We start from the raw sequence: 22,407 nt of genomic DNA, 5'->3' as shown, positions 1-22,407 counted from the left end.
GCCGGCGGCCCCTCTCTCGCTGTCCGGCTCCTGCCCGAGTTTGATTAACCGCCGCATCGCATTGCCGCCCGTCCGTTGACTGTGACTGTAGGGCCGAAAAATCCGGTCAGAGAGGCGCGGGTGAACGTGATGGTGGCGATGACGGTGGCGCCCGGCGTCGCGCAACCGCCGGCCGAAAACGTGATGTTGCCCGGGGGTATACCCAGGCCCGGCGCGCCGGCCACTCCCGCGGCGACCGCCTGGCCGGCGTTTTTGGTGACAGCCATTTCGCGGGCCGCCTCGCGGGCCGCCTGGGTTACCGAGATTTGCAGATTGTAGAAGCTTGAAAACTCCACAATCGCCACGACGATTGCCAAGAGGATCGGTGCGACAAGGGCGAACTCGACGGCCACCGCGCCCCGTTCCCGCCCTTTTTGAACTTTGCTGCGTTTCACGATTTCCCCCCGAGGAATGTGCAGCCCGATGTAATGGAAAGTGCCGCGCCCGCGACTGCGGACGCGGCACTCCTTGAATCTGAGAACTGGTGGTGGAGCTGGCTACCAGCCGGCGACCGTGGTGGCGAGACCGCCGAAGAAGGTGTTCAGGGCGGTGCCGAAGAGACCGACGCCGATCGTGATGGCCAGGGCGATGAGGCCCACGAGCAGACCGTATTCAGTAGCGGTGGCGCCCTTTTCGGATCCGAGCTTTTCCTTGACGCCGGCGACGAATGCCAGCATTGAAACCATGAGACCAGTCATTGTATTAATCCTTTTCCAGAGTTTTGTGTGAGAAACGGAATTCCAGCAAATCCCCTTTTGCTAACCCCCTGGAGTTCCGTTGGGACAACATTTGCACGGCGATTAAGGGCGCGGCAATGAATTGGAATACTCGACTTTTTGGGGTCTAAAAGGTGGGACCACCTAGGACAAACCCGGGGTGTACTCAGTTTGTCCCGGCGCTCGGGCGCCCACTACTTGTTTTGGTACGAGCGCTTACTACTGAGCGCAAGAGTGGCGCCAGTTACTGGAGTTACGGAAGGAGTACGATGACGGCTAGTCCTGCCGCGAGCATCGACGGCCCGTGGGCAACCTCTTTAGGCTTGTTTCCGCGGTTCTTGGCGATCAGAACGGCGGCTGCGAGGCCCCCCGCCACGAAGGCCAGGGCTCCTCCATAGAAGAGCTGCGACCAGCCTAGGTAGCCTAAGTACAGTCCAAGTGGTGCGGCGAGCTTCACGTCGCCCATTCCGATGCCGTTTCTACTGGTCAATGCCAAGATTAAGTAAAAAAAGAACAAGATTGCGGACCCCGCGGCTCCGCGAAGCACGTCGCCGGCAGTTCCGGCGGCCAGCGCGGCGCTGCCCAAGAGGACAAAGCCGGCCGCCAGAAGGGGGCCTACAAGTCGGTTGGGCAGTAGATGGTGCACAATGTCGATCCGCGCCAGCGGAATGGCGACGATTGCCAGTAATAGATAGGCGGGAAGTTCGGGCGTAGCACCGAAGCGCCAGGCGAGCAGGGCCGATAGGGCAAAGGAGGCCGCCGCCGTCGTAATCCGCTCCCGCCCGGAGGCGTCACCGGCCAGCTGGGGGAGGGCGCGCCGGACGAGGGCGTCTGCCACGAGCCCCAGACCCATGCCGGCCAGCCCGATCCCGGCAATAAACAGCGGTGTTACGGAGCCAGCGGCGGCGGTGTCGAACACGGTTCCTCCTGGGATGCGGCGGGCCGGGGGCGGGCAGGATGCATCCGGTCACCCCATTTTGACCCAGTGACACGTCATCGGCTATTCTTGGTAGTCGTTGTGCGTGTCCTTCTCGATGATGCGTGCCCGCTTCGGAATCCGGTTGCAGGATGACTACCAAGCGTGCACATTCGAGACCTCAGGATGACTGGTTACATGGAGCCCTCACCTCTGTTCCGGTAGCGCATAGATAGTAGGTGCACCTTCGAGTGACGCCTAAAACAAGAACGCCAGAACAAGAACGAGGCAAACACCGTGCGTACGTACACCCCGAAGCCCGGCGATATCAACCGCCAGTGGCACGTCATTGACGCCACCGACGTTGTCCTTGGTCGTCTTGCCAGCCAGACCGCAATCCTGCTGCGCGGCAAGCACAAGGCCACCTTTGCGTCCCACATGGACATGGGCGACTTCGTCATCATCATCAACGCTGAAAAGGTTGCCCTCACCGGCGCCAAGCTGGAGCAGAAGCGCGCATACCGCCACTCCGGTTACCCGGGCGGCCTGACCTCCGTCACCTACGCGGAGCTGCTGGAATCCAACCCGGTCCGCGCCGTGGAGAAGGCCATCAAGGGCATGCTCCCGAAGAACTCCCTCGCTGCACAGCAGCTGGGCAAGCTGAAGGTCTACAAGGGTGCAGAGCACCCCCACGCCGCCCAGCAGCCCAAGACTTTCGAAATCACCCAGGTCGCCCAGTAGTCCTGGCCACCAACCAACTTTTAATCAAGGAGAATCGTGGCTCAGAACGAAGAACTGACCACCGAGGCCGTTGTGGCTGAGGAAAACCTGACCAGCTACACCTCGGAAAGCGGTCCTGCGGAAGCAGAAGCGCCCAAGAAGGAACGCCCGGCACTGACCGTTGCCGGCGCTGCAGTTGGCCGTCGCAAGGAAGCTGTTGCACGCGTTCGCGTCGTGCCGGGTTCCGGCAAGTGGACCATCAACGGCCGCGAGCTGGCCAACTACTTCCCGAACAAGCTGCACCAGCAGGACGTCAACGAGCCCTTCAAGATCCTCGATCTTGATGGCGCCTACGACGTCATTGCCCGCATCCACGGTGGTGGCATCTCCGGCCAGGCCGGTGCCCTGCGCCTCGGCATCGCCCGTTCACTGAACGAGATCGACACCGAGAACAACCGCGCCACCCTGAAGAAGGCCGGTTACCTGCGTCGTGACGCCCGCGTCATCGAGCGCAAGAAGGCTGGTCTCAAGAAGGCCCGTAAGGCTCAGCAGTACTCGAAGCGCTAAATCCGCTTACCGAAAGCCCGTTCCGCCCTTGTGGCGGGGCGGGCTTTCGCCGTTAATGCCCGTGCGGGGTCCCTGGAGCCGGGTCAGGCGGGACGGTGCTCCCGGGACAGACCGATGCTGGAGAGAATGCAGCCGGCGACGGCCAGCGGCAAAAGCGTGGCGGGCAGCACAATCCCGTAGTAGCCGACGGCCGGGGCGATGAGCGCGAACAGCGCGGCCACAACCGAGCAGGCGAGGGCCAACACCTGGACGCCCTTGTTAAGTCGCAGGGATAGGACGAGGATGCCCGCGGTCAGGCAAGCCAGGGCCAGGAGGAACAGCAGGGATGCCATGCCTCCCTTGCCGCCGCCGACGCCCACGACGGCGTACATGAGCAGGTACGTGCCCAGCACCACTGTCAGGACGCCAGAGGCGGTGCGGACACCAGTTCTCGGCGGCGGTGGTGCAACCCAGCCGGGCTGGAAGTAGGGCTGGTGCGAGTAGGGTGGCCCCGGGTACTGGTCCTGCTGGGGCGGATACGGCTGTTGCCCGTAACCTGGCGGGACGTAGGCCCGGGGCGGCCCGTAGGGCGGCTCGCTGCCAGGGGCTGGGCCGTTGGGCCCTTGCAGCGGGTAGCCGCCCTGGCCGGATTGGGGCCAGCCGCCCAGCGGTTGCGGTCCCGGCGGGGTCTTCTCGGTCAAGATTCCTCCTCGATGGTGGCCAGGGCACTCAGGGCGCGAGCCGGTAGACCGTGGTTCCGCCCAAATCCTGTGGCGTGAAGCTCTCCCGGACCCACGCCTGAATGGCCATGAGCTCCATGCTGTTGCCAGGGACCTCAAGCTGGGCCGGTTGTTCCACCAAGTAGCAAACCCGGCCCGACCTTACCCATTCCTGGAACCGTTCGAGCGTCGGACTCGGATCGAGTGCCGCGAATCCGCCCAGTGGCAGGACCGCCCGCCCGGTCGCGAGCTGGAAACGCGCAGCTGTCTGCCCGGGATACGTGGCTGCGGCCCAGGTGCATCCTGGATCGGAGGCTACGAGGGCGTCGGTCACCGTCGCGTTCGGAGCGTGGCCGATGGCCAGTCCCGTCACCCAGGCCGGTTCACCCGTCTTGGCGTCGCGTAGGAAGTGACTCAGCGTGTTCTCGGCTTTGGTGATGCTTCCCGACAGCGGGTTCGAACCGGACTGGGGGGCCCCAGCCGTGATCACGGCAGTCGCGACCGGACCAATCAGCAGGCCGCCAACAGCCACTGCTCCTGCGATCCGCTCCAGGTTCGGCCATGGTGCAGGCGCCGCAAGCAATGCGGCCGAAATAAGGCCGGCGACAAGTATCACTGTCCCGAGCTCCAGTGGCAAAGCGACTCCAAGCCGCCACATGGCGTAGGAGCAAATCGCACTGAGCAGCAGCCCGGTCACCACAAGGAGGCGCGCCGTCGCTTTCTTGCGCACCTCGAACATCATGAAGGCTCCGATGGCGCAGCATAGGGCCAGCGGGGGAGCGAGGGAGGCAGTGTAATAGGAATGGAAGCTGTTCCCCATGAAGCTCAGCATCGCGTACGTGGTGATCATCCAGACAGCGGCGCTGCCGGCCAGTATCGACTGGGGCCTGTTGAATTCCCGACGAAGGAGCCGCCAAATGATCACCAAGGCACTTAGGAGCCCGGGGGCAAGAAGCCAGCCGATTTCCTGGCCAGTGTTCTGATTCAGCAGCCTGAAGAAGCCCGAGTCTGAGCCGTTGCCGCGGATCTCCGGTGGAAGCAGCGCCGCGGTCGGGTCAGCTTCGTGTTGGATCACACGATTAATGCCGTTGTAGCCGAGGGTTAGCTCAAGAACGCTGTTGTTCGTGGACCCGCCCACGAACGGACGCTGATCGGCCGGCGTTAGATCTACGGCCAGAGGCCACGCCAAGGAAACCCCGACGAGGATGGCTCCAGCGGCCGCCAGGGCAGAGATTCGTCTTCGCCAAGGCATCTGCACGAAGACCAGAAACGCGAAGACAACCGCCGGGAGGACCAGGAAGGCCTGGAGCTGCTTTGCCATGAAACCAAGACCCAGCAGGACGGCGGCAAGAAGGAGCCACCGCGGTGCGGCGTTCTCAGTGGCCCGCACCCCGGCATAAACCGCCAGCAACATCAGGAAGATCATCAGGGGATCGGGGTTGTTGTAACGGGCCATCAGAACCGTGATGGGAGTGAAGGCAAAGATCGAAGCGCCCAACAGGGCGCAATAGGCCGGGAAGCTTCGGCGAACGAGCGCATAGACGAGGTACGTGCTGCCGAGCGTCAGGAGCGCCTGCGGGAGCAGAACCGCCCAGGGGTTTAGCCCGAACACACGGACAGAGGCGCCAATGACCCACAGGCTGAGGGGCGGTTTGTCCACGGATATTGAATTTCCCCAGTCCGAGGACGCAAAAAAGAAGGCGGTCGGGTTGTCCAGGCCAGCCTGCACTGCTGCGGAGTAATAAGCATTGGCCCAGCCGTTTTGATCGAGTTTCCAGATGTACAACATGGACGTGCACACCAACAACGCGAGAATCGCGAGCCGTTCCCACCTCGGCCGGACTTCCCTGCCCCGCCAGGTCCTTCTTGCAGCTGAGCTGATTCGAGCGGACACCGAGGTGAAAACGCCTCGGATGTCATTGGGCGGCTCGATGGTCCTATCTGGGCTGGCTGCGCTGCTCTGCACCGGCCTCACAATACTGGTGCCTGGGAAGGCTTGAGCGGAATACCGAGGAGTTGGCTTTCGTCACGCCGGACCCTGAACACCCAGACCCGAAGAAGGACGAACCTGAGAAGAGTCGCCAGGACGTTGGCACCGGTCAGCACCAGGAGTTCGTGACTCGGAGCCGCGTCGACATTCACGGCATGAAGAACCATCAGCGAGGAGGAAGTAATAGTCCACGCCAGCAGGAAGACCACAAGTCCCTGAAACTGCTGGGTGAAGAGCCGTGCTGGACCACGGATGCCAAACGTGAACCTGCGGTTGGCGGCGGTATTGCCAACGGCAGTCAGAAGCAGCGCCAGGAAGTTGGCCTGCTGCGCGCCAAAGGGCCCCTGCAGGGCGAGGAAAAGCAAGGCAAAAGCTATGGTGGACGCCGCGCCCACTAATCCGAAGCGGAGTACCTGGCCGAAGAAGCTCGGACGCCCCGGTGGGACGATGGGCCGGCGGCCCAGTTCCGCGTAAATGGCCTGGACCGGTATTGTTCCCCGGACCAGCGAACCCGCCACACGGACCAGGCCCCGCAGATCATCCACCGCAGTTTGCCTGATATCGACCCGGCTGTCCGGGTCGTCAATCCAGTCCACCGGGATTTCGTGAATCCTGAGGCCTGAGCGCTCCGCAATAATCAGCAGTTCCGTATCAAAGAACCAGCCGTTGTCCTCGACGTGCGGGAGCAGCTTCCGGGCAACGTCGGCGCGGATGGCCTTGAACCCGCATTGGGCGTCGGAGAACCTCACCTGCATCGTCCGCTTGAGCAGATAGTTGTACGACCGGGAAATAAACTCACGCTTAGGCCCCCGGCTGACCCGGGAACTCTGCCCCAGCCTGGTGCCGATGGAAATATCCGAATGACCGGAAAGCAAGGGTGCCACCAACGGCGGCAGCGCGGCTAGATCGGTTGAAAGGTCCACGTCCAGATAGGCCAGGACCGTTGCCGAAGACGCACTCCAGGCGTCCCGCAAAGCGAAGCCGCGTCCTTTAACGTCAAGCCTTCGATAGGCAACGTTGGGCAATTGCGCGGCCAGCCGCGTCGCTATAGCGGCGGTATTATCCGTACTGGAATTGTCCGCAATTGTGATTTGCCACGTCGAAGGCATTTCCTGCGATAAATACGTCGCGAGCTTTGTGATGCTGTTTTCGAGTACCAATTGTTCATTAAAGACCGGTACCACGATTTCGAGCGCCAAGCCCCCAGAGCTAGGTGTCATGCGTGGAAGCCTAAACGGCTGCCTGATTAGCTGGCGAGTGTTTTCGAAAAATAGAGTACACGGGAATGCAAAACCAAGTAGTCGGCGTCCCTAAAGCCGCCGTGAGGCCCCTGAACATCCACATCAGCACGCTCGAATCCCCTCGGCTCGAGGTGCCGTCCCACCGGCGGCCGCCGCGTCGACTAAACTTGACCCGATGGCTAGATTATTTGGAACAGATGGTGTCCGAGGCTTGGCGAACGGCCTGCTGACTGCGGAGCTGGCGTTGCAGCTGGCGCAGGCCGCCGCCGTCGTGCTTGGCCACGACCGCAATACCGATGGAACCCGGCCGCGTGCCGTGGTTGCCCGGGACCCCCGCGCCAGCGGTGAGTTCATTGCGGCTGCCGTGGAAGCAGGGCTCTCAAGCTCCGGGATCGACGTCTACGACGCCGGCGTGCTTCCCACCCCGGCCGCGGCCTATCTCGTGGCCGACCTGGATGCGGACTTCGGCGTGATGATCTCCGCCTCGCACAACCCCGCACCGGACAACGGCATCAAGTTCTTTGCCCGCGGCGGCCAGAAGCTTCCGGACGATGTGGAAGACGCCATCGAGGAACAGCTCGGCAAGGAGCCTTTCCGCCCGGTCGGGGGAGAAGTCGGCCGGATCCAACGGTTCTCGGATGCCGAGGACCGCTATATCGTCCATCTGCTCGGCACTCTCCCGCACCGCCTGGACGGGCTTAAGGTCGTACTGGACTGCGCCCACGGCGCGGCGAGCGGCTGTTCCCCCCAGGTCTTCAAGGATGCCGGCGCTGACGTCATTGTCATCGGCGCTGAACCGGACGGCCTCAACATCAACGAAGGCGTCGGATCCACTCACCTGGGGCCGCTGAAGGAAGCCGTCCTGCAACACGGCGCCGATCTGGGCATTGCGCACGACGGCGACGCGGACCGCTGCCTTGCGGTGGACCACGAGGGCAGCGAAGTGGACGGCGACGAGATCATGGCCATCCTCGCCGTGGCCCTGAAAGCTTCCGGCAAGCTCAAGGACGACGTCCTAGTCGCAACCGTGATGAGCAACCTCGGACTCAAGATCGCCCTGCGGGAAGCCGGCATCAGCCTGCGCGAAACCGGCGTGGGTGACCGCTACGTCCTGGAAGGGATGCGTGAAGGCGGCTTCAACCTCGGCGGAGAGCAGTCCGGCCACGTAATCTTTGCCGACCATGCCACCACGGGTGACGGCGTTCTCACCGGCCTGCAGATTGCAGCGCAGGTTGCACTCACGGGCCGTCCGCTGAAGGAACTGGCCGCGGTAATGACCAAACTTCCGCAGGTCCTGATCAACGTCAGGGGCGTGGACCGCACCCGGGTCAAGGGCGATGAAACGGTGGCTGAGGCTGTAGCCCTCGCCGAGGCCGAGCTCGGCGATACCGGCCGTGTGCTCCTGCGCCCCTCCGGTACGGAACCGGTGGTCCGCGTCATGGTGGAGGCAGCATCCCAGGAGAGCGCCCAAGCCGTCGCGGAGCGCCTTGCCCAGGTGGTCCGGACCGAGCTGGCGTTGGAACTCGTCGCAGACTGAGGCCCGCTGACCGCAAAACGATGGCGCGCCCCACCGGGACGCGCCATCGTTTTTCTTGCTGCTAGAGCGTTCGCTCCGCGCGAAGGGCGTCACGGATTTCGGTCAGGAGGGCGATCTGCGGATCCTCGGCAGCCTCTTCCTTGACGTCCGGGTTGATGCCGAGGCGGCGGTTGCGTCGTTCGATCATGTGGTTCATGGGCACAACCACAACGAAGTAGATGGCGGCCGCGACCAGCAGGAAGTTGACGATCGCGGTAAGCAGCACGCCGAACTTTATGTCGTTGCCGTTCAGGGTGACGACGGCGAAGCTGTCGAAGTTGGGCGCGCCTACCAGACCTGAGATGAGAGGCATGAGGACGCTTTGAACGAGTGCCGTTACCACGGCGCCGAAGGCGGCGCCGATGACGACTGCGACGGCAAGGTCCGCGACGTTGCCCTTGAGAATAAAGCTCTTGAATCCGTTCAGCATGCCCCCAACCTAGCCCAGCCGCGTGAACACCCTGTGTCGCGGGGGTAAGTTCTGGGCTCGGTGTCGGTGAGTGACAAAGCGTGCACCGCCCGTTGCGGGCAGATCGGACCCTGGCGCCGCTATTTGTAAGCGGGCGCCGCTTCCAACCCAAAGTACTCCTCAAGGGTGGCGATGCCCTTGGTGTTCATCTCGCCGGCCGCTTCCACTCCCACGTAGCGCAGATGCCACGGCTCGTAGTAGTAGCCGGTGATCCCGTGGAACATCCAGGGGTAGCGGACCACGAAGCCGAACAAGTGGGCGTTGGACTTCGCCCAGACCGCTGCCGGCTGGTTGGCGAACGCGGGAGTGAAGCTGTCCCTCCCGCTGCCGTCGCCGATGTCGAAGGACCAGCCGGTCTGGTGTTCCGAATAGCCGGGCCGCGCGGAGGCGGTGTCAGCCGCGGCCTGCCCCTCCGCCTGCACCCACTTGTTGTAGGTGCCGATCTGGGTGTTGAAGGAGCGGTAGCCGCTCGCGAGCGTGATGACGACTCCGCTGGCCGCGGCGGAGGCGAACATCTTCTCCGCCGCTGCCGCCGTCGTGCTGTTGAGCAGCGCCGCTTCGCCGGACACGGCGAGCCGGACTGACGGCTGCACCAGATCGGCCGGCACATAGGCGGCGGGGGAGAGCGGCCGGTGTTTGTTCACGACCACCCACGGGCTCGCCGGGTCGGTGAGCGAGTGCCGGGGCGCTGCAGCAGCGGAGGGCGGCGGCGTGGTCCCTGGCGCTGTCGCCGCGGCACTGCCCGGCGAAGGCTCCGCGGACGGCGTGGCGCTTGCCGTGGCAGACGGCGTGGCAGTGAAAGTCGTCGCAGGGGGCGCCGCAGCGGCGGACGACGTCGGCCGGACGGTCCCAGGGGAGCAGGCGCTCAGGGCCGCGAGGCCGGACCCCGCCAACAGCAGGCGGCCGAAGACCCGCCTGCTGGGAGTGGGATTGACTGAATCCGGCGCCTCCGGATGTTCCGCGGACCCGTAGTAGCTCACCTGTGCTAAACCTTGCGCAGCAGCATGCGGCGGATGGAGTGGTCGGCGTCCTTGGTGAGCACCAGCTGCGCACGGCCGCGGGTGGGCAGCACGTTTTCCTCAAGGTTGGGCTCGTTGATGCGCTTCCAGATCTCGCGGGCCGTCCGTTCCGCCTCGGCGTCCGAGAGTGTGGCGTAACGGTGGAAGTAGGACTCCGGCTGGGCGAACGCCGTGGTCCGCAGTTTGCGGAAGCGGTCCACATACCACTCCTCGATGTAGGACGTTTTGGCATCCACATAGATGGAAAAATCGAAGAAGTCGCTCAGGGCCAGCCCCTGCCGGCCGTCATGCCGGGGGCGGGCCGGTGCCAGGACGTTCAGCCCTTCGACGATCAGCACGTCGGGGCGGCGTACCACCACTTCCTTCCCGGGGACGATGTCATACGTCACATGGGAGTACCAGGGGGCGCGGACTTCCTCTGCGCCGCCCTTGATTTCGCTCACAAACCGGAGCAGCGCGCGGCGGTCATAGGACTCTGGGAAACCCTTGCGTTCCAGCAGCTGGCGGCGCTTGAGTTCGGCCAGCGGGTAGAGGAAGCCGTCCGTGGTGATGAGTTCAACATTCGGGGTGCCGGGCCAGCGGCGGAGCATCTCGCGGAGCACACGGGCAATCGTCGACTTGCCCACAGCCACCGACCCGGCGACGCCGATCACAAACGGTGTGCGCTGGGTCTGCTCGCCCAGGAAGGTGGTGGTTGCCGCATGGAGTTGGCCGGCCGCCTCGACATACAGGTGCAGCAGGCGGGACAACGGGAGGTAGACCTCGCGGATTTCCTTCATGTCCAGGGGATCGCCGAGGCCGCGGAGGCGCAGTACGTCCTCCTGGTTCAGGGGCTGCTCCATCTGGGCAGCGAGCCGGGACCAGGTCTGTCGGTCCAGCTCCACGAACGGGGAGCCTCCGTCGCCGTTCGCTTCATTGCGTTGCAAAGTCACCCTAGAGATTCTGCCCTCCGCCGGGCCGAGAGCGAAATAGGCTGCCCAGCCGGGCGGCAGAGAAAGCCACACGGTCCGCAGGCGGCACGTTGTGTGCGCTTATCCTACGTCCCCACTCGGGGAAACCCGCTAGGCTTGAGTCCATGTGTGGAATCGTTGGATATGTGGGCCACTCCGCTGGCCGGGTAAATACTGGACACAATGCCCTGGACGTTGTCCTTGAGGGACTGCGGCGCCTGGAGTACCGGGGCTACGACTCCGCGGGAATTGCCGTTGTGGCCGACGGGACCATCTCGTCCCGCAAGAAGTCCGGCAAACTGAGCAACCTGATTGCCGAGCTCGAGGCCAGCCCGCTGCCGGAATCGCTGACCGGCATCGGTCACACGCGCTGGGCGACCCACGGCGGCCCGACGGACCAGAACGCGCACCCGCATCTCTCCGATGAGGGCAAGCTGGCCGTAATCCACAACGGCATCATCGAAAACTTTGCCGAACTCAAACTGGAACTCAAGCGCAAGGGCGTGACGTTCCTGTCCGAAACCGATACCGAGGTCGCGGCCGCGCTCCTGGGCGACATCTACCGGAACCAACTTCACGGCGACTCCGCCAATGGCGGCCTCACCAAGGCCATGCAGCTCGCCTGCCAGCGCCTTGAGGGCGCTTTCACCCTCCTCGCCGTGCACGCGGACCAGCCCGACGTCGTCGTGGCCGCCCGCCGCAACTCCCCGCTGGTCGTCGGACTCGGCGACGGCGAAAACTTCCTCGGCTCCGATGTCTCCGGCTTCATCGACTACACCCGCCGCGCCGTCGAACTTGGCCAGGACCAGATCGTCACGATCACCGCCGACTCCGTGGAGATCACGGACTTCTACGGCGCACCGGCCGAAGGCAAGGAATACCACGTCAACTGGGACCCGGCCTCCGCGGAAAAGGGCGGCTTCCCGTCCTTTATGGAAAAGGAAATCCACGATCAGCCGGACGCCGTGCTGCAGACCCTGCTGGGCCGCTCGGACATCAACGGCCGGTTGACCCTCGATGAGCTTCGGGTAGATCCGGAACTGCTGAAAAACGTCGACAAGATCATCGTCCTGGCCTGCGGAACCTCCGCGTACGCCGGACAGGTCGCCAAGTACGCGATCGAGCACTGGTGCCGGATCCCCACCGAGGTGGAGCTCTCCCACGAATTCCGCTACCGCGACCCGATCGTGGACGACAACACCTTGATCGTCTCGATCTCCCAGTCGGGCGAGACCATGGACACGCTGATGGCCGTCCGCTACGCCAAGGAACAGGGCGCCAAGACGGTCTCGATCTGCAACACCAACGGCTCGACGATCCCGCGCGAATCCGACGCCGTGCTGTACACGCACGCCGGCCCGGAAATCGCCGTCGCCTCCACCAAGGCCTTCCTGGCGCAGATCACCGCCGCCTACCTCCTGGGCCTCTACCTGGCCCAGCTGCGGGGCAACAAGTTCCAGGGCGAGATCAAGGACATCCTGGCGGACCTCAACAAGATCCCGGCCAAGATCCAGCAGATCCTTGACAACGAGGCCCAGATCAAGGGGCTCGGCGAATCCATGGCGGACGCCAAGTCCGTGCTGTTCCTGGGCCGCCACGTCGGCTTCCCGGTGGCGATGGAGGGCGCGCTCAAACTCAAGGAGCTCGCCTACATCCACGCCGAGGGCTTTGCTGCAGGTGAACTCAAGCACGGCCCGATTGCGCTGATCGAGGAAGGCCAGCCCGTGTTCGTGGTGGTTCCCTCGCCCCGTGGCCGCGACTCGCTGCACTCCAAGGTGGTCTCCAACATCCAGGAAGTCCGGGCGCGCGGCGCCAAGACGATCGTGATCGCGGAAGAGGGCGATGAGGCCGTCAAGGCCTACGCCGAGCACGTCTTCTACATCCCGGAGACCCCCACCCTGCTGGCTCCGCTGCTCAGCACCGTTCCGCTGCAGATCTTTGCCCTTGCCCTGGCCTCCGCCAAGGGTTACGACGTGGACCAGCCTCGCAACCTGGCCAAGAGCGTGACCGTAGAATAACGCCATGATTGTTGGCATTGGCGTAGACGTCGTAGACATTGAACGGTTCGGCCGGCAGCTGGAGCGCACCCCCGGTCTGCGCGACCGGCTGTTCGTCCCCGCGGAACGCGAACTGAACACGCGTTCGCTGGCTGCCCGGTTCGCCGCCAAGGAGGCCGTGGCCAAGGTCCTCGGCGCTCCTGCCGGCATGAACTGGCAGGACTGCTGGATCGGTCTGGACCAGAACGGGCCGACCGTCCAGGTCAAAGGCACGGTATTGGCCGTCGCGGAGTCGAAGGGCGTCAAACGCTGGCACCTCTCGATGAGTCACGACGGCGGCATCGCCACGGCGACGGTCATCGCCGAGGGCTAAGCGCCACCCGTCCGGACCGAACCGGACTTCCCGCAGCGACTGCACCGCGAATGGACTGAAACCATGATCAGCGCCTACACCGGAACCCAGATACGAGAGGCTGAACGGCCTTTCCTGGAAAAAGGTGTGGGCGCCGTTCTTATGCAGCGGGCCGCCTACGGGCTGGCCAACGCCGTGGTCCGGGAACTCAGGCGCCGTGGGGGGCGCCTTTACGGCGCCAGCGTCACAGTGCTCGCCGGCAAGGGCAACAACGGCGGGGACGGGCTGTTCGCGGCCGCAATGCTGGCCGGCCGCGGCATGCGGACGACGGCGGTGCTCACCGCGGGGGAAGCCCACGCCGACGGACTCGCCGCCCTGGAAAAGGCGGGCGGCCGGGTGCTCCGCCTGACGCCGGATAATACGGAGAAGGCTGTGGCCGCCGCCGCGCAGGCCGACGTCGTGATTGACGCGGTCCTGGGCACGGGCGCGCAGGGCGGGCTCCGGGGTCCGGCCGCCGCGCTGATCGACGCGCTCGGACGTTCGCGTTCCGGACTTGTGGTTGCCTGCGACATCCCGAGCGGAGTGGACGCCGATAACGGAGAGGCTTTCGCTCCGGTGCTCCGCGCGGACCTGACCGCCACGTTCGGGGCGGCCAAAGCCGGACTTCTTGCCGATCCCGGGGCGGACTTTGCCGGCCGCGTGCACGTCATTCCGATCGGAATCGAGGCAGCCCTGCCCGAGCCGGCACTCCGCCGGCTCGAAGCCGCGGACCTTTCGGTGCTGCTTCCCCGTCCCGGGCGGCGCTCGCACAAATACTCCCGCGGTGTCCTGGGCGTGGTCGCCGGCTCGCAGCGGTACCCGGGCGCGGCGGTGCTCGCCTGCCGCGGCGCCTTGGCGTCCGGGGTGGGCATGGTGCGCTACCTTGGGCCGCCCGACGTCGCCGACCTGGTCCGCCGTTCCTGCCCCGAAGTCGTATGCGGAACAGGCAGCGCCGCGGAGGCCCACGTCCAGGCCTGGCTCCTCGGCCCGGGCCTTGATGAAGAGGCCCACGAGCAGCTGGAGCGCGTCCGCGAGGCCGCGGCCGCCGGGCTGCCGGTCGTGGCTGACGCCGGCGCTCTGCCTGCCCTGCCCCGCGACCTCGCCTCCAGGTTCGTGCTGACGCCGCATGCCGGCGAACTGGCTGCGCTGCTGGGGCGATACGGCTCCGGCCCCGGCCGCACCGGAGTCGAGGACGCCACCCTCGCCGCAGCCAGGCGGGCTAGTGAGCTGACCGGAGCCACCGTCCTGCTCAAGGGCGCAACCACGCTGGTGGCGGCGCCCTCCGGGGCCGTCTTCAGCCAGGCCGAGGCCACCCCCTGGCTGGCAACGGCCGGCAGCGGCGACGTCCTGGCGGGTGTGCTCGGTTCCCTGCTGGCACAACTGGCCGAAGTCCCCGGCGTGTTCGACTCCGTGGGCGTCCCGGCCGAGGACCGCTGGGCCGGGATCGCGGCGATGGCGGCCAGCGTCCACGGCCGCGCGGGCAGCCTCGCTTCGGCTGGCGGGCCCGTCAATGCCAGCGGCATCGCGGAAACGATTCCCGAGGTGCTGAGGGCGATGTAACCAAGAACGCACATAAGCGTCCCGAAAGGGATGATAACCCTACTTACAAGTAGTCTGTCTAGAGATTGTCCGCATCTGCACGAGGAGAACACATGGAAGTCTGGCCCGGAACGGCGTACCCGCTGGGAGCCACCTTTGACGGCACTGGCACGAACTTTGCCCTGTTCAGCGAACGTGCCGAGCGGGTGGAGCTCTGCCTCCTCGCTGATGACTTGACCGAGACGCGGATTGAGCTGACCGAAGTGGACGGCTACGTGTGGCACTGCTACCTGCCGCAGGTCCAGCCCGGACAGAAATACGGCTACCGGGTCCACGGCCCGTACGAGCCGGAGCACGGCAACCGCTTCAACCCGAACAAGCTGCTGATGGACCCGTATGCCAAGGCGGTCCAGGGCCAGATCGACTGGGATCCGGCGCTCTTCACCTACGAATTCGGTGACCCCGACTCACGCAACGACGCCGACTCGGCGCCGCACACCATGCACGGCGTGGTCATCAATCCGTTCTTCGAGTGGGACGGTGACCGCCAGCTGCGAATCCCGTACCACCAGTCGGTCATCTACGAGGCCCATGTCAAAGGCCTGACCGAGCTGCATCCGGAGGTTCCCGAAGAGCAGCGCGGCACCTATGCCGGCGTCGCGCACCCGGCCGTGATTGAGCACCTGAAGAAGCTCGGCGTCACGGCGATCGAACTCATGCCCGTCCACCAGTTCGTCAACGACGGCACACTCGAGGAGAAGGGCCTCAACAACTACTGGGGCTACAACACCATCGGCTTCTTCGCCCCGCAGAACACCTACAGCTCCTCCGGCGATGTGGGGCACCAGGTCCAGGAGTTCAAGGCCATGGTCCGGGAACTGCACAAGGCCGGCATGGAAGTGATCCTGGACGTCGTCTACAACCACACAGCCGAAGGCAACCACCTCGGCCCCACACTGTCCTTCAAGGGCATCGACAACCAGGCCTACTACCGGCTGGTCGACGACGACCTGAAGCACTACATGGACTACACCGGCACCGGAAACTCCCTCAACGTCCGGCACCCGCACTCCCTCCAGCTGCTGATGGACTCCCTGCGGTACTGGGTCACGGAAATGCACGTCGACGGCTTCCGCTTCGACCTCGCTTCGACTCTGGCCCGCGAGTTCTACGACGTCGACAAGCTGTCCACCTTCTTCGAACTCATCCAGCAGGACCCGATCGTCTCCCAGGTCAAGCTGATCGCCGAGCCCTGGGACATCGGCCCGGGCGGCTACCAGGTGGGCAACTTCCCGCCGCAGTGGACTGAGTGGAACGGCAAGTACCGCGACACGGTCCGCGATTTCTGGCGCGGCGAGCCCTCCACCCTGGGCGAATTCGCCTCCCGCCTGACAGGCTCCGCGGACCTGTATGAAAGCTCCGCGCGCCGCCCGGTGGCCTCGATCAACTTTGTTACCGCCCACGACGGCTTCACCATGCGCGACCTCGTCTCGTACAACGAGAAGCACAACGACGCCAACGGCGAGGGCAACAATGACGGCGAATCGCACAACAGGTCCTGGAACTGCGGCGAAGAGGGAGACACGGACAACGACCATGTCCTGACCCTCCGCGCCCGCCAGCAGCGCAACTTCATCGCCACCCTGCTGCTTTCCCAGGGCGTCCCGATGCTGCTGCACGGGGACGAGCTGGGCCGCACCCAGCAGGGCAACAACAACACGTACTGCCAGGACTCCGAACTGAGCTGGATCCACTGGGACGCGATGGACCAGCCGCTGGTGGAGTTCACGGCCGTCGTCAACAAGATCCGCCACGACCACCCGACGTTCCGGCGCAGCCGCTTCTTCGACGGCCGCCCCGTGCGCCGCGGTGAGGGCGAGAAGCTGCCGGACATCGTCTGGCTGAAAACAGACGGCACCGAAATGCTGCCGGAGGACTGGGGCAGCGGCTTCGGCCGGACCATCGGCGTGTTCTACAACGGCCACGGCATCCAGGAGCAGGACTCCCGCGGCCGCCGGATCACCGACGACAGCTTCGTGCTCGCTTTCAATGCCCACGACGACGACGTGGACTTCGCGCTGCCGGCCGAGGAGTACTCCAAGTTCTGGGACGTCCTGGTGGACACCGCGGACCAGGCCAACACCGAGGAACCGCTCAAGGCCGGGTCCGTGCTGAAACTGGCCGCCAAGTCGATGGTGGTCCTCCGGGCCCACTCCGGCCCCGAGGTGGAGGTGGACTACTCCGCCGCCGCATCGCTGGCCTCCATGGCCGAACACGAGGAGGCACTCGAGGAGATGGCGGAGGCCCAGGACGAGGCTGCAGAAGCCGTCACGAAGGCCACCGCCAAATGAGGACCCCGGTCTCCACGTACCGGCTTCAGATCCGGCCCGGCTTCACCCTCCAGGATGCTGCCGAGACCGTGCCGTACCTGAAGTCGCTCGGCGTGGACTGGATCTACCTCTCACCGATCCTGACCGCGGAGAAAGGCTCGGACCACGGCTATGACGTCACCGACCCCTCCGCGATCGACCCGGACCGCGGCGGTCCGGAAGGCCTGGCCGCCGCGTCGCAGGCAGCGCGGGACGCCGGGATGGGCGTGCTGGTCGACATCGTGCCCAACCATGTCGGCGTCGCAACCCCCGTGCAGAATCCGTGGTGGTGGTCCCTGCTCAAGGAGGGCCGGCAGTCCCGCTACGCTCCGGCGTTCGACGTCGACTGGGACTTCGGCGGCGGCCGGATCCGGATCCCCGTGCTGGGGTCGGACTCAGACGTCGACGCGCTGGAAATCAAGGACGGGGAGCTGCGGTACTACGACCACCGCTTCCCGTTGGCCGAGGGAACCTATACCGCAGGGGACGACACTGCGGATAACCCGCGCGAGGTCCACAGCCGGCAGCATTACGAACTGGTGGGCTGGCGCCGGGCCGACAACGAGCTGAACTACCGCCGGTTCTTCGCCGTCAACAGCCTGGCCGGCATCCGCGTCGAGCTCCCGGCGGTCTTCGATGAGGCCCACGCAGAGGTCGTCCGCTGGTTCCGCGAAGGGCTGGTCGACGGACTCCGGATCGACCACCCGGACGGCCTCGCCGATCCGGAAGGTTACCTCCGCCGGCTCCGCGAGGTCACGGGCGGCAGTTACCTGCTGATCGAAAAGATCCTCGAGCCCGGCGAGGTACTGCCGGAGGGCTTCGACTGCGAGGGGACCACCGGCTACGACGCCCTCGCGGATGTGGACCGGCTCTTCGTCGACCCCGCGGGGCAGGACACCCTGGACGCCCTCGACACGGAACTGCGCGGCGGCCGGGCAGCGGACTACGAGGAGATGATCCGGGGCACCAAGCGCCGGATCACGGACGGGATCCTTCACTCCGAGATGCTCCGGCTGGCACGGCTCGTGCCGTCCGGCTCGGGGCTCAGCGGCGACCAAGCCGCCGATGCCCTGTCCGAGATCATCGCCGCCTTCCCGGTGTACCGCAGTTACCTGCCTGAGGGCGCGGATGTCCTGAAGGAAGCGTGCGAACTGGCCGTGCGCCGCCGCCCTGAGCTGGCCGACGCCGTCGGGCTTCTGTTGCCGCTGCTCCTCGACGCCGGCCCGGAGCCCGACGCCGAACTGGGGCGCCGGTTCCAGCAGACGTCGGGCATGGTCATGGCCAAGGGCGTGGAGGACACCGCGTTCTTCCGCTACACCCGGCTGGGGACCCTGACCGAGGTCGGGGCCGATCCCACCGAGTTCGCGGTTGCGCCGGACGAGTTCCACCACCGGATGGCCCGCCGCCACGCCGAGCTGCCGCTGTCCATGACCACGCTCAGCACGCACGACACCAAACGCAGCGAGGACACCCGCGCCCGGATCTCGGTCCTCGCGGAGCTGGCCGGGGAATGGCGGGCCGCCCTGGCCCGGCTGCAGGACCTGGCACCGCTGCCCGACGGGCCGCTCGCCAACCTCTTGTGGCAGGCCATCGCCGGAGCCTGGCCCGCGGACAGGGAGCGGCTCCAGTCGTACGCGCAGAAGGCCGCCCGGGAGGCCGGCAATTCGACCGACTGGCTGGACCCGGACACCGCGTTCGAGGAGAAGCTGGCCGCCGTCGTCGACGCGGTCTTTGACAACCCCGGCGTCAGGGCGGAACTGGAATCGCTCGTGGACCTCCTGGCGCCGTACGGCGCCGTCAATTCGCTGGGGGCCAAACTCGTGCAGCTGACCATGCCGGGAGTCCCCGATGTCTACCAGGGGACCGAGTTCTGGGACCGCTCGCTGACTGATCCGGACAACCGTCGGCCGTTCGACTACGGCGCGCGGCGCGCCGCCCTGGCCGCGCTCGACGCCGGCGACCGCCCGGCGTCGTACACCGACGACAACGCGAAACTCCTGGTCACCTCGCGGGCGCTGCGCCTGCGCCGCGACCGGCCGGAGCTGTTCACGGGCTACCGGCCCGTCGCGGCAACCGGGGCAGCCGCCGGGCATCTGGTCGGCTTCGACCGCGGCGGTGATGCCGGCGCGGGGGCCATCACGCTCGCGACCCGGCTGCCCCGCGGGCTGGAGCAGCAGGGCGGCTGGCGGGACACCGCCGTCGAACTTGCCGTGGAAATGACGGACGAACTGACGGGTGCCACCTTCGGCCCGGGCACCGTGGACGTGGCCGCCATCCTGGCCAGCTACCCGGTTGCCCTGCTGGTACCTGCCAAGCACTGAACGAACCACCGATACACGGAAAGCTGTGATCACTTTGCCTGCTGACGGACAGAAACGCTTTGACCTTTGGGCACCGGAAGCAGGCACCGTGACGCTGCTTGCCGGCGGCCGGCAGTACCCGATGACCCGGCAGCCCGGGAGCGACGGGGACGGGGGTGCCGGCGGGGATGGCTGGTGGACCGCGCCGGGCGCCCCGGCCGCCGGGGACGTGGACTACGGCTACCTGCTCGACGGGGACACCACGCCGCTGCCGGACCCCCGGTCCCGGCGGCAGCCCGACGGTGTCCACTCCCTGTCGCGGACGTTCGACGCCGGCAGCCACGAGTGGGCGGACGGGCAGTGGCAGGGCCGCGGGCTGCAGGGCGCCGTCATCTACGAGCTGCACGTGGGGACGTTCACCCCCGAGGGCACGCTGGACGCGGCCGCCGGGAAACTGGACTACCTGGCGGACCTCGGCGTCGACTTTGTGGAGCTGCTGCCGGTGAACGGTTTCAACGGCACCCACAACTGGGGCTACGACGGCGTCCTCTGGTACGCCGTGCACGAAGGCTACGGCGGGCCCGCCGCGTACCAGCGCTTCGTGGACGCGGCGCATGCCGCCGGGCTGGGCGTCATCCAGGACGTGGTCTACAACCACCTCGGACCTAGCGGGAACTACCTCCCGCGCTTCGGGCCGTACCTGAAATCGGGGGAGGGCAACACCTGGGGCGACTCGGTCAACCTCGACGGGCCCGGGTCCGACGTCGTGCGCCGCTACATCCTCGAGAACGCCGCCATGTGGCTGCGGGACTATCACGTGGATGGGCTCCGGCTCGACGCCGTGCACGCCTTCAAGGACGAGCGGGCCGTCCACCTGCTGGAGGAGTTCGGTGCGCTCGCGGACGAGATCTCCGCCGGGACCGGCCGCCCCGCGACGATGATCGCCGAGTCGGACCTCAACGATCCGCGGCTGCTCTACCCGCGGGACGTCAACGGCTACGGCCTGGCAGGGCAGTGGAGCGACGATTTCCACCACGCCGTGCACGTCAATGTCAGCGGGGAGGCCACGGGCTACTACGCCGACTTCGAATCCCTCGAGGCCCTGGCCAAGGTCCTTGTCGACGGCTTCTTCCATGACGGCAGCTACTCCAGCTTCCGCGGCCGGCACCACGGCCGGCCCATTAACACGGCCGCGGTCCACCCGGCGGCGCTGGTGGTCTGCAGCCAGAACCACGACCAGATCGGCAACCGGGCCACCGGCGACCGGCTCTCCCAGACGCTGGGCTACGGACAGCTGGCGCTCGCCGCCGTCGCGACCCTGACATCCCCTTTCACGCCGATGCTGTTCATGGGCGAGGAGTACGGTGCCACCACGCCGTGGCAGTTCTTCACCTCGCACCCGGAACCGGAACTCGGGAAGGCCACCGCGGAGGGCCGGATCCGGGAGTTCGAGCGGATGGGGTGGGACCCCGCCGTCGTACCCGATCCGCAGGATCCGGAGACCTTCACCCGCTCCAGGCTCGACTGGGCCGAAGCCGCAGAAGGCGACCACGCCCGCCTGCTGGAGCTGTACCGGCGGCTGATCGCGCTGCGCCGTTCGACGCCGGAGCTTGCCGGCCTGGGCTTCGAGGACACCGCGGTGGCCTTCAGTGAGGCCGACGGCTGGCTCCGCCTGCGCCGCGGCAGCGTGGAGGTCGCGATGAACTTCTCCGCCGAGCCGCGCCGGCTCGCCGTTGCGGCCGCCTCCTTGGCGCTCGCCACCGACGACGGCGCTCGCCTCGACGGCGGCCAGCTGGACCTGCCGGGCCACAGTGCCGCCATCATCTCGAAATAAGACAGGATAGACGTATGACTTATGTTGCAGACGAAACCCGGTATGACTCCATGCCCTACCGCCGCGTGGGCCGCAGCGGGCTGAAGCTCCCCGCCATTTCCCTGGGCCTTTGGCACAACTTTGGCGACGACAAGCCGTTTGAAACGCAGCGCGCCATCCTGCGCCGGGCCTTCGACCTCGGCGTCAACCACTTCGACCTGGCCAACAACTACGGACCGCTTGCCGGCTCCGCGGAAACCAACTTCGGCCGCCACCTGCGCGATGATTTTGCTCCCTACCGCGACGAGCTCATCATCTCCACCAAGGCTGGCTACAACATGTGGCCCGGCCCGTTCGGCGAATGGGGCTCCCGCAAATACCTGCTCGCCAGCCTGGACCAGTCGCTGAACCGGATGGGCCTGGACTACGTGGACATCTTCTACAGCCATCGCCCGGACCCGGAAACGCCGATGGAAGAGACCATGGGTGCCCTGGACCATGCGGTCCGCTCCGGGAAGGCCCTCTACGCCGGGATCTCCTCCTACACCCCGGAGCAGACCCTCGAGGCCGCCCGGATCCTCAAGGAACTCGGCACCCCGCTGCTCATCCACCAGCCGAGCTACTCCATGCTGAACCGCTGGACTGAAAACGGCAGCCCCAACCTCTACGAGGCCCTGGAACAGGTGGGGGCCGGCTCCATCGCGTTCTCGCCGCTGGCGCAGGGTATGCTGACCGACCGCTACCTGAACGGGATCCCGGCCGATTCCCGGGCCGCGCAGGAGAAGTCCCTGGCCGAGGACAGCATCACGGAGGACAAGCTGAACCGGGTCCGCGGCCTGCACCGGATCGCCGAAAGCCGGGGGCAGTCCCTCGCGCAGATGGCCATCGCCTGGATCCTCAGGGAGCAGGGCAAGGGTTCCGCAGTGACGTCCGCGCTGGTCGGCGCGTCCAGCGTCCGCCAGCTCGAGGACACCCTGTCCGCGGTCAACAACCTCGGGTTCACTGCGGAGGAGCTGACGGCGATCGACGAGTTCGCCGTCGAGTCCGACATCAACCTGTGGGCCCAGAAGTAGCTGGCCCCGCCTCCCCGTAACACC

20 protein-coding genes are annotated in these 22,407 nt (G+C 66.0%); 11 read left to right on the top strand and 9 right to left on the bottom strand.

Annotation, left to right across the window (positions count from 1 at the left end; all coding sequences use genetic code 11):
* Positions 1-44: 44 nt before the first annotated feature.
* The 3 genes from LDO13_RS13560 to LDO13_RS13550 form a co-directional block, all read right to left on the bottom strand.
* Positions 45-434, bottom strand: a complete 390-nt coding sequence (locus LDO13_RS13560; RefSeq protein WP_224047239.1) for a TadE family protein — start codon at positions 432-434, stop codon at positions 45-47.
* 102 nt (positions 435-536) lie between these two features.
* A complete protein-coding gene (locus tag LDO13_RS13555) occupies positions 537-737 on the bottom strand; it encodes a Flp family type IVb pilin (RefSeq protein WP_224047238.1) in 201 nt (66 codons plus the stop codon).
* A gap of 271 nt (positions 738-1,008) precedes the next feature.
* Positions 1,009-1,674: an A24 family peptidase gene (locus LDO13_RS13550; RefSeq protein ID WP_224047237.1), complete on the bottom strand. Its 666-nt coding sequence runs from the start codon at positions 1,672-1,674 to the stop codon at positions 1,009-1,011.
* Between the two features lie 294 nt (positions 1,675-1,968).
* Between LDO13_RS13550 and rplM the strand changes: the two genes are divergently transcribed.
* Positions 1,969-2,412, top strand: coding sequence for a 50S ribosomal protein L13 (gene rplM, locus LDO13_RS13545; RefSeq protein ID WP_224047236.1), 444 nt, complete (start codon positions 1,969-1,971; stop codon positions 2,410-2,412).
* Positions 2,413-2,448: 36 nt separating this feature from the next.
* Complete coding sequence (gene rpsI / locus LDO13_RS13540) at positions 2,449-2,958, top strand: 30S ribosomal protein S9 (RefSeq protein WP_224047235.1); 510 nt, start codon at positions 2,449-2,451, stop codon at positions 2,956-2,958.
* A gap of 83 nt (positions 2,959-3,041) precedes the next feature.
* On the opposite strand, the gene LDO13_RS13535 is transcribed toward rpsI, so the two are convergent.
* The 3 genes from LDO13_RS13535 to LDO13_RS13525 form a co-directional block, all read right to left on the bottom strand.
* Positions 3,042-3,638: a hypothetical protein gene (locus LDO13_RS13535; RefSeq protein ID WP_224047234.1), complete on the bottom strand. Its 597-nt coding sequence runs from the start codon at positions 3,636-3,638 to the stop codon at positions 3,042-3,044.
* A 28-nt stretch (positions 3,639-3,666) separates the two neighbouring features.
* Entirely contained in the window at positions 3,667-5,445 is a 1,779-nt protein-coding gene (locus LDO13_RS13530; RefSeq protein ID WP_224047233.1) for a glycosyltransferase family 39 protein, read from the bottom strand.
* A gap of 182 nt (positions 5,446-5,627) precedes the next feature.
* Positions 5,628-6,866, bottom strand: a complete 1,239-nt coding sequence (locus tag LDO13_RS13525) for a bifunctional glycosyltransferase family 2/GtrA family protein (RefSeq protein WP_224047232.1) — start codon at positions 6,864-6,866, stop codon at positions 5,628-5,630.
* Positions 6,867-7,062: 196 nt separating this feature from the next.
* Here LDO13_RS13525 and glmM point away from each other — a divergent pair, with 196 nt between their 5' ends.
* Positions 7,063-8,424 carry a phosphoglucosamine mutase gene (gene glmM, locus LDO13_RS13520; RefSeq protein WP_224047231.1) on the top strand — a complete coding sequence of 454 codons (1,362 nt, stop codon included), beginning with the start codon at positions 7,063-7,065 and terminating at the stop codon, positions 8,422-8,424.
* A gap of 61 nt (positions 8,425-8,485) precedes the next feature.
* Here the strand turns inward: glmM and mscL are convergent, their stop codons facing one another.
* Entirely contained in the window at positions 8,486-8,893 is a 408-nt protein-coding gene (mscL, locus tag LDO13_RS13515) for a large conductance mechanosensitive channel protein MscL (protein ID WP_224047230.1), read from the bottom strand.
* A 119-nt stretch (positions 8,894-9,012) separates the two neighbouring features.
* Complete coding sequence (locus LDO13_RS18655; protein WP_346347020.1) at positions 9,013-9,576, bottom strand: M15 family metallopeptidase; 564 nt, start codon at positions 9,574-9,576, stop codon at positions 9,013-9,015.
* On the opposite strand from LDO13_RS18655, the gene LDO13_RS18650 reads away from it, so the two are divergent.
* Positions 9,569-9,904, top strand: a complete 336-nt coding sequence (locus LDO13_RS18650; protein ID WP_346347019.1) for a hypothetical protein — start codon at positions 9,569-9,571, stop codon at positions 9,902-9,904. The two genes, LDO13_RS18655 and LDO13_RS18650, sit on opposite strands and share 8 nt — an antisense overlap.
* 13 nt (positions 9,905-9,917) lie before the next feature.
* Here the strand turns inward: LDO13_RS18650 and coaA are convergent, their stop codons facing one another.
* Positions 9,918-10,883 carry a type I pantothenate kinase gene (gene coaA / locus LDO13_RS13505; RefSeq protein WP_224047228.1) on the bottom strand — a complete coding sequence of 322 codons (966 nt, stop codon included), beginning with the start codon at positions 10,881-10,883 and terminating at the stop codon, positions 9,918-9,920.
* Positions 10,884-11,026: 143 nt separating this feature from the next.
* Between coaA and glmS the strand changes: the two genes are divergently transcribed.
* The 7 genes from glmS (at position 11,027) to mgrA (ending at position 22,383) form a co-directional block, all read left to right on the top strand.
* Complete coding sequence (glmS, locus tag LDO13_RS13500) at positions 11,027-12,919, top strand: glutamine--fructose-6-phosphate transaminase (isomerizing) (RefSeq protein ID WP_224047227.1); 1,893 nt, start codon at positions 11,027-11,029, stop codon at positions 12,917-12,919.
* A gap of 4 nt (positions 12,920-12,923) precedes the next feature.
* A complete protein-coding gene (locus LDO13_RS13495; protein ID WP_024366340.1) occupies positions 12,924-13,271 on the top strand; it encodes a holo-ACP synthase in 348 nt (115 codons plus the stop codon).
* A gap of 63 nt (positions 13,272-13,334) precedes the next feature.
* Complete coding sequence (locus LDO13_RS13490) at positions 13,335-14,849, top strand: NAD(P)H-hydrate epimerase (protein WP_224047226.1); 1,515 nt, start codon at positions 13,335-13,337, stop codon at positions 14,847-14,849.
* A 92-nt stretch (positions 14,850-14,941) separates the two neighbouring features.
* A complete protein-coding gene (gene glgX, locus LDO13_RS13485; RefSeq protein WP_224047225.1) occupies positions 14,942-17,179 on the top strand; it encodes a glycogen debranching protein GlgX in 2,238 nt (745 codons plus the stop codon).
* Positions 17,176-19,518, top strand: coding sequence for a malto-oligosyltrehalose synthase (gene treY / locus LDO13_RS13480; protein WP_224047224.1), 2,343 nt, complete (start codon positions 17,176-17,178; stop codon positions 19,516-19,518). Before glgX ends, treY begins: the two co-directional genes overlap by 4 nt.
* A gap of 28 nt (positions 19,519-19,546) precedes the next feature.
* The gene (gene treZ, locus LDO13_RS13475; RefSeq protein ID WP_224049789.1) at positions 19,547-21,331 is read left to right on the top strand and encodes a malto-oligosyltrehalose trehalohydrolase; all 1,785 of its coding nucleotides are present in this window, start codon (positions 19,547-19,549) and stop codon (positions 21,329-21,331) included.
* Positions 21,332-21,345: 14 nt separating this feature from the next.
* On the top strand, positions 21,346-22,383 hold the full coding sequence (gene mgrA / locus LDO13_RS13470; RefSeq protein WP_224047223.1) for an L-glyceraldehyde 3-phosphate reductase: 1,038 nt from the start codon (positions 21,346-21,348) through the stop codon (positions 22,381-22,383).
* The last annotated feature ends 24 nt before the right edge of the window (positions 22,384-22,407 follow it).

Source organism: Arthrobacter sp. NicSoilB4 (assembly GCF_019977335.1).
Taxonomy (GTDB): domain Bacteria; phylum Actinomycetota; class Actinomycetes; order Actinomycetales; family Micrococcaceae; genus Arthrobacter.
The sequence above is the reverse complement of the archived record's forward strand: the minus strand, read 5'-3'. Positions and strand labels throughout refer to the sequence as shown.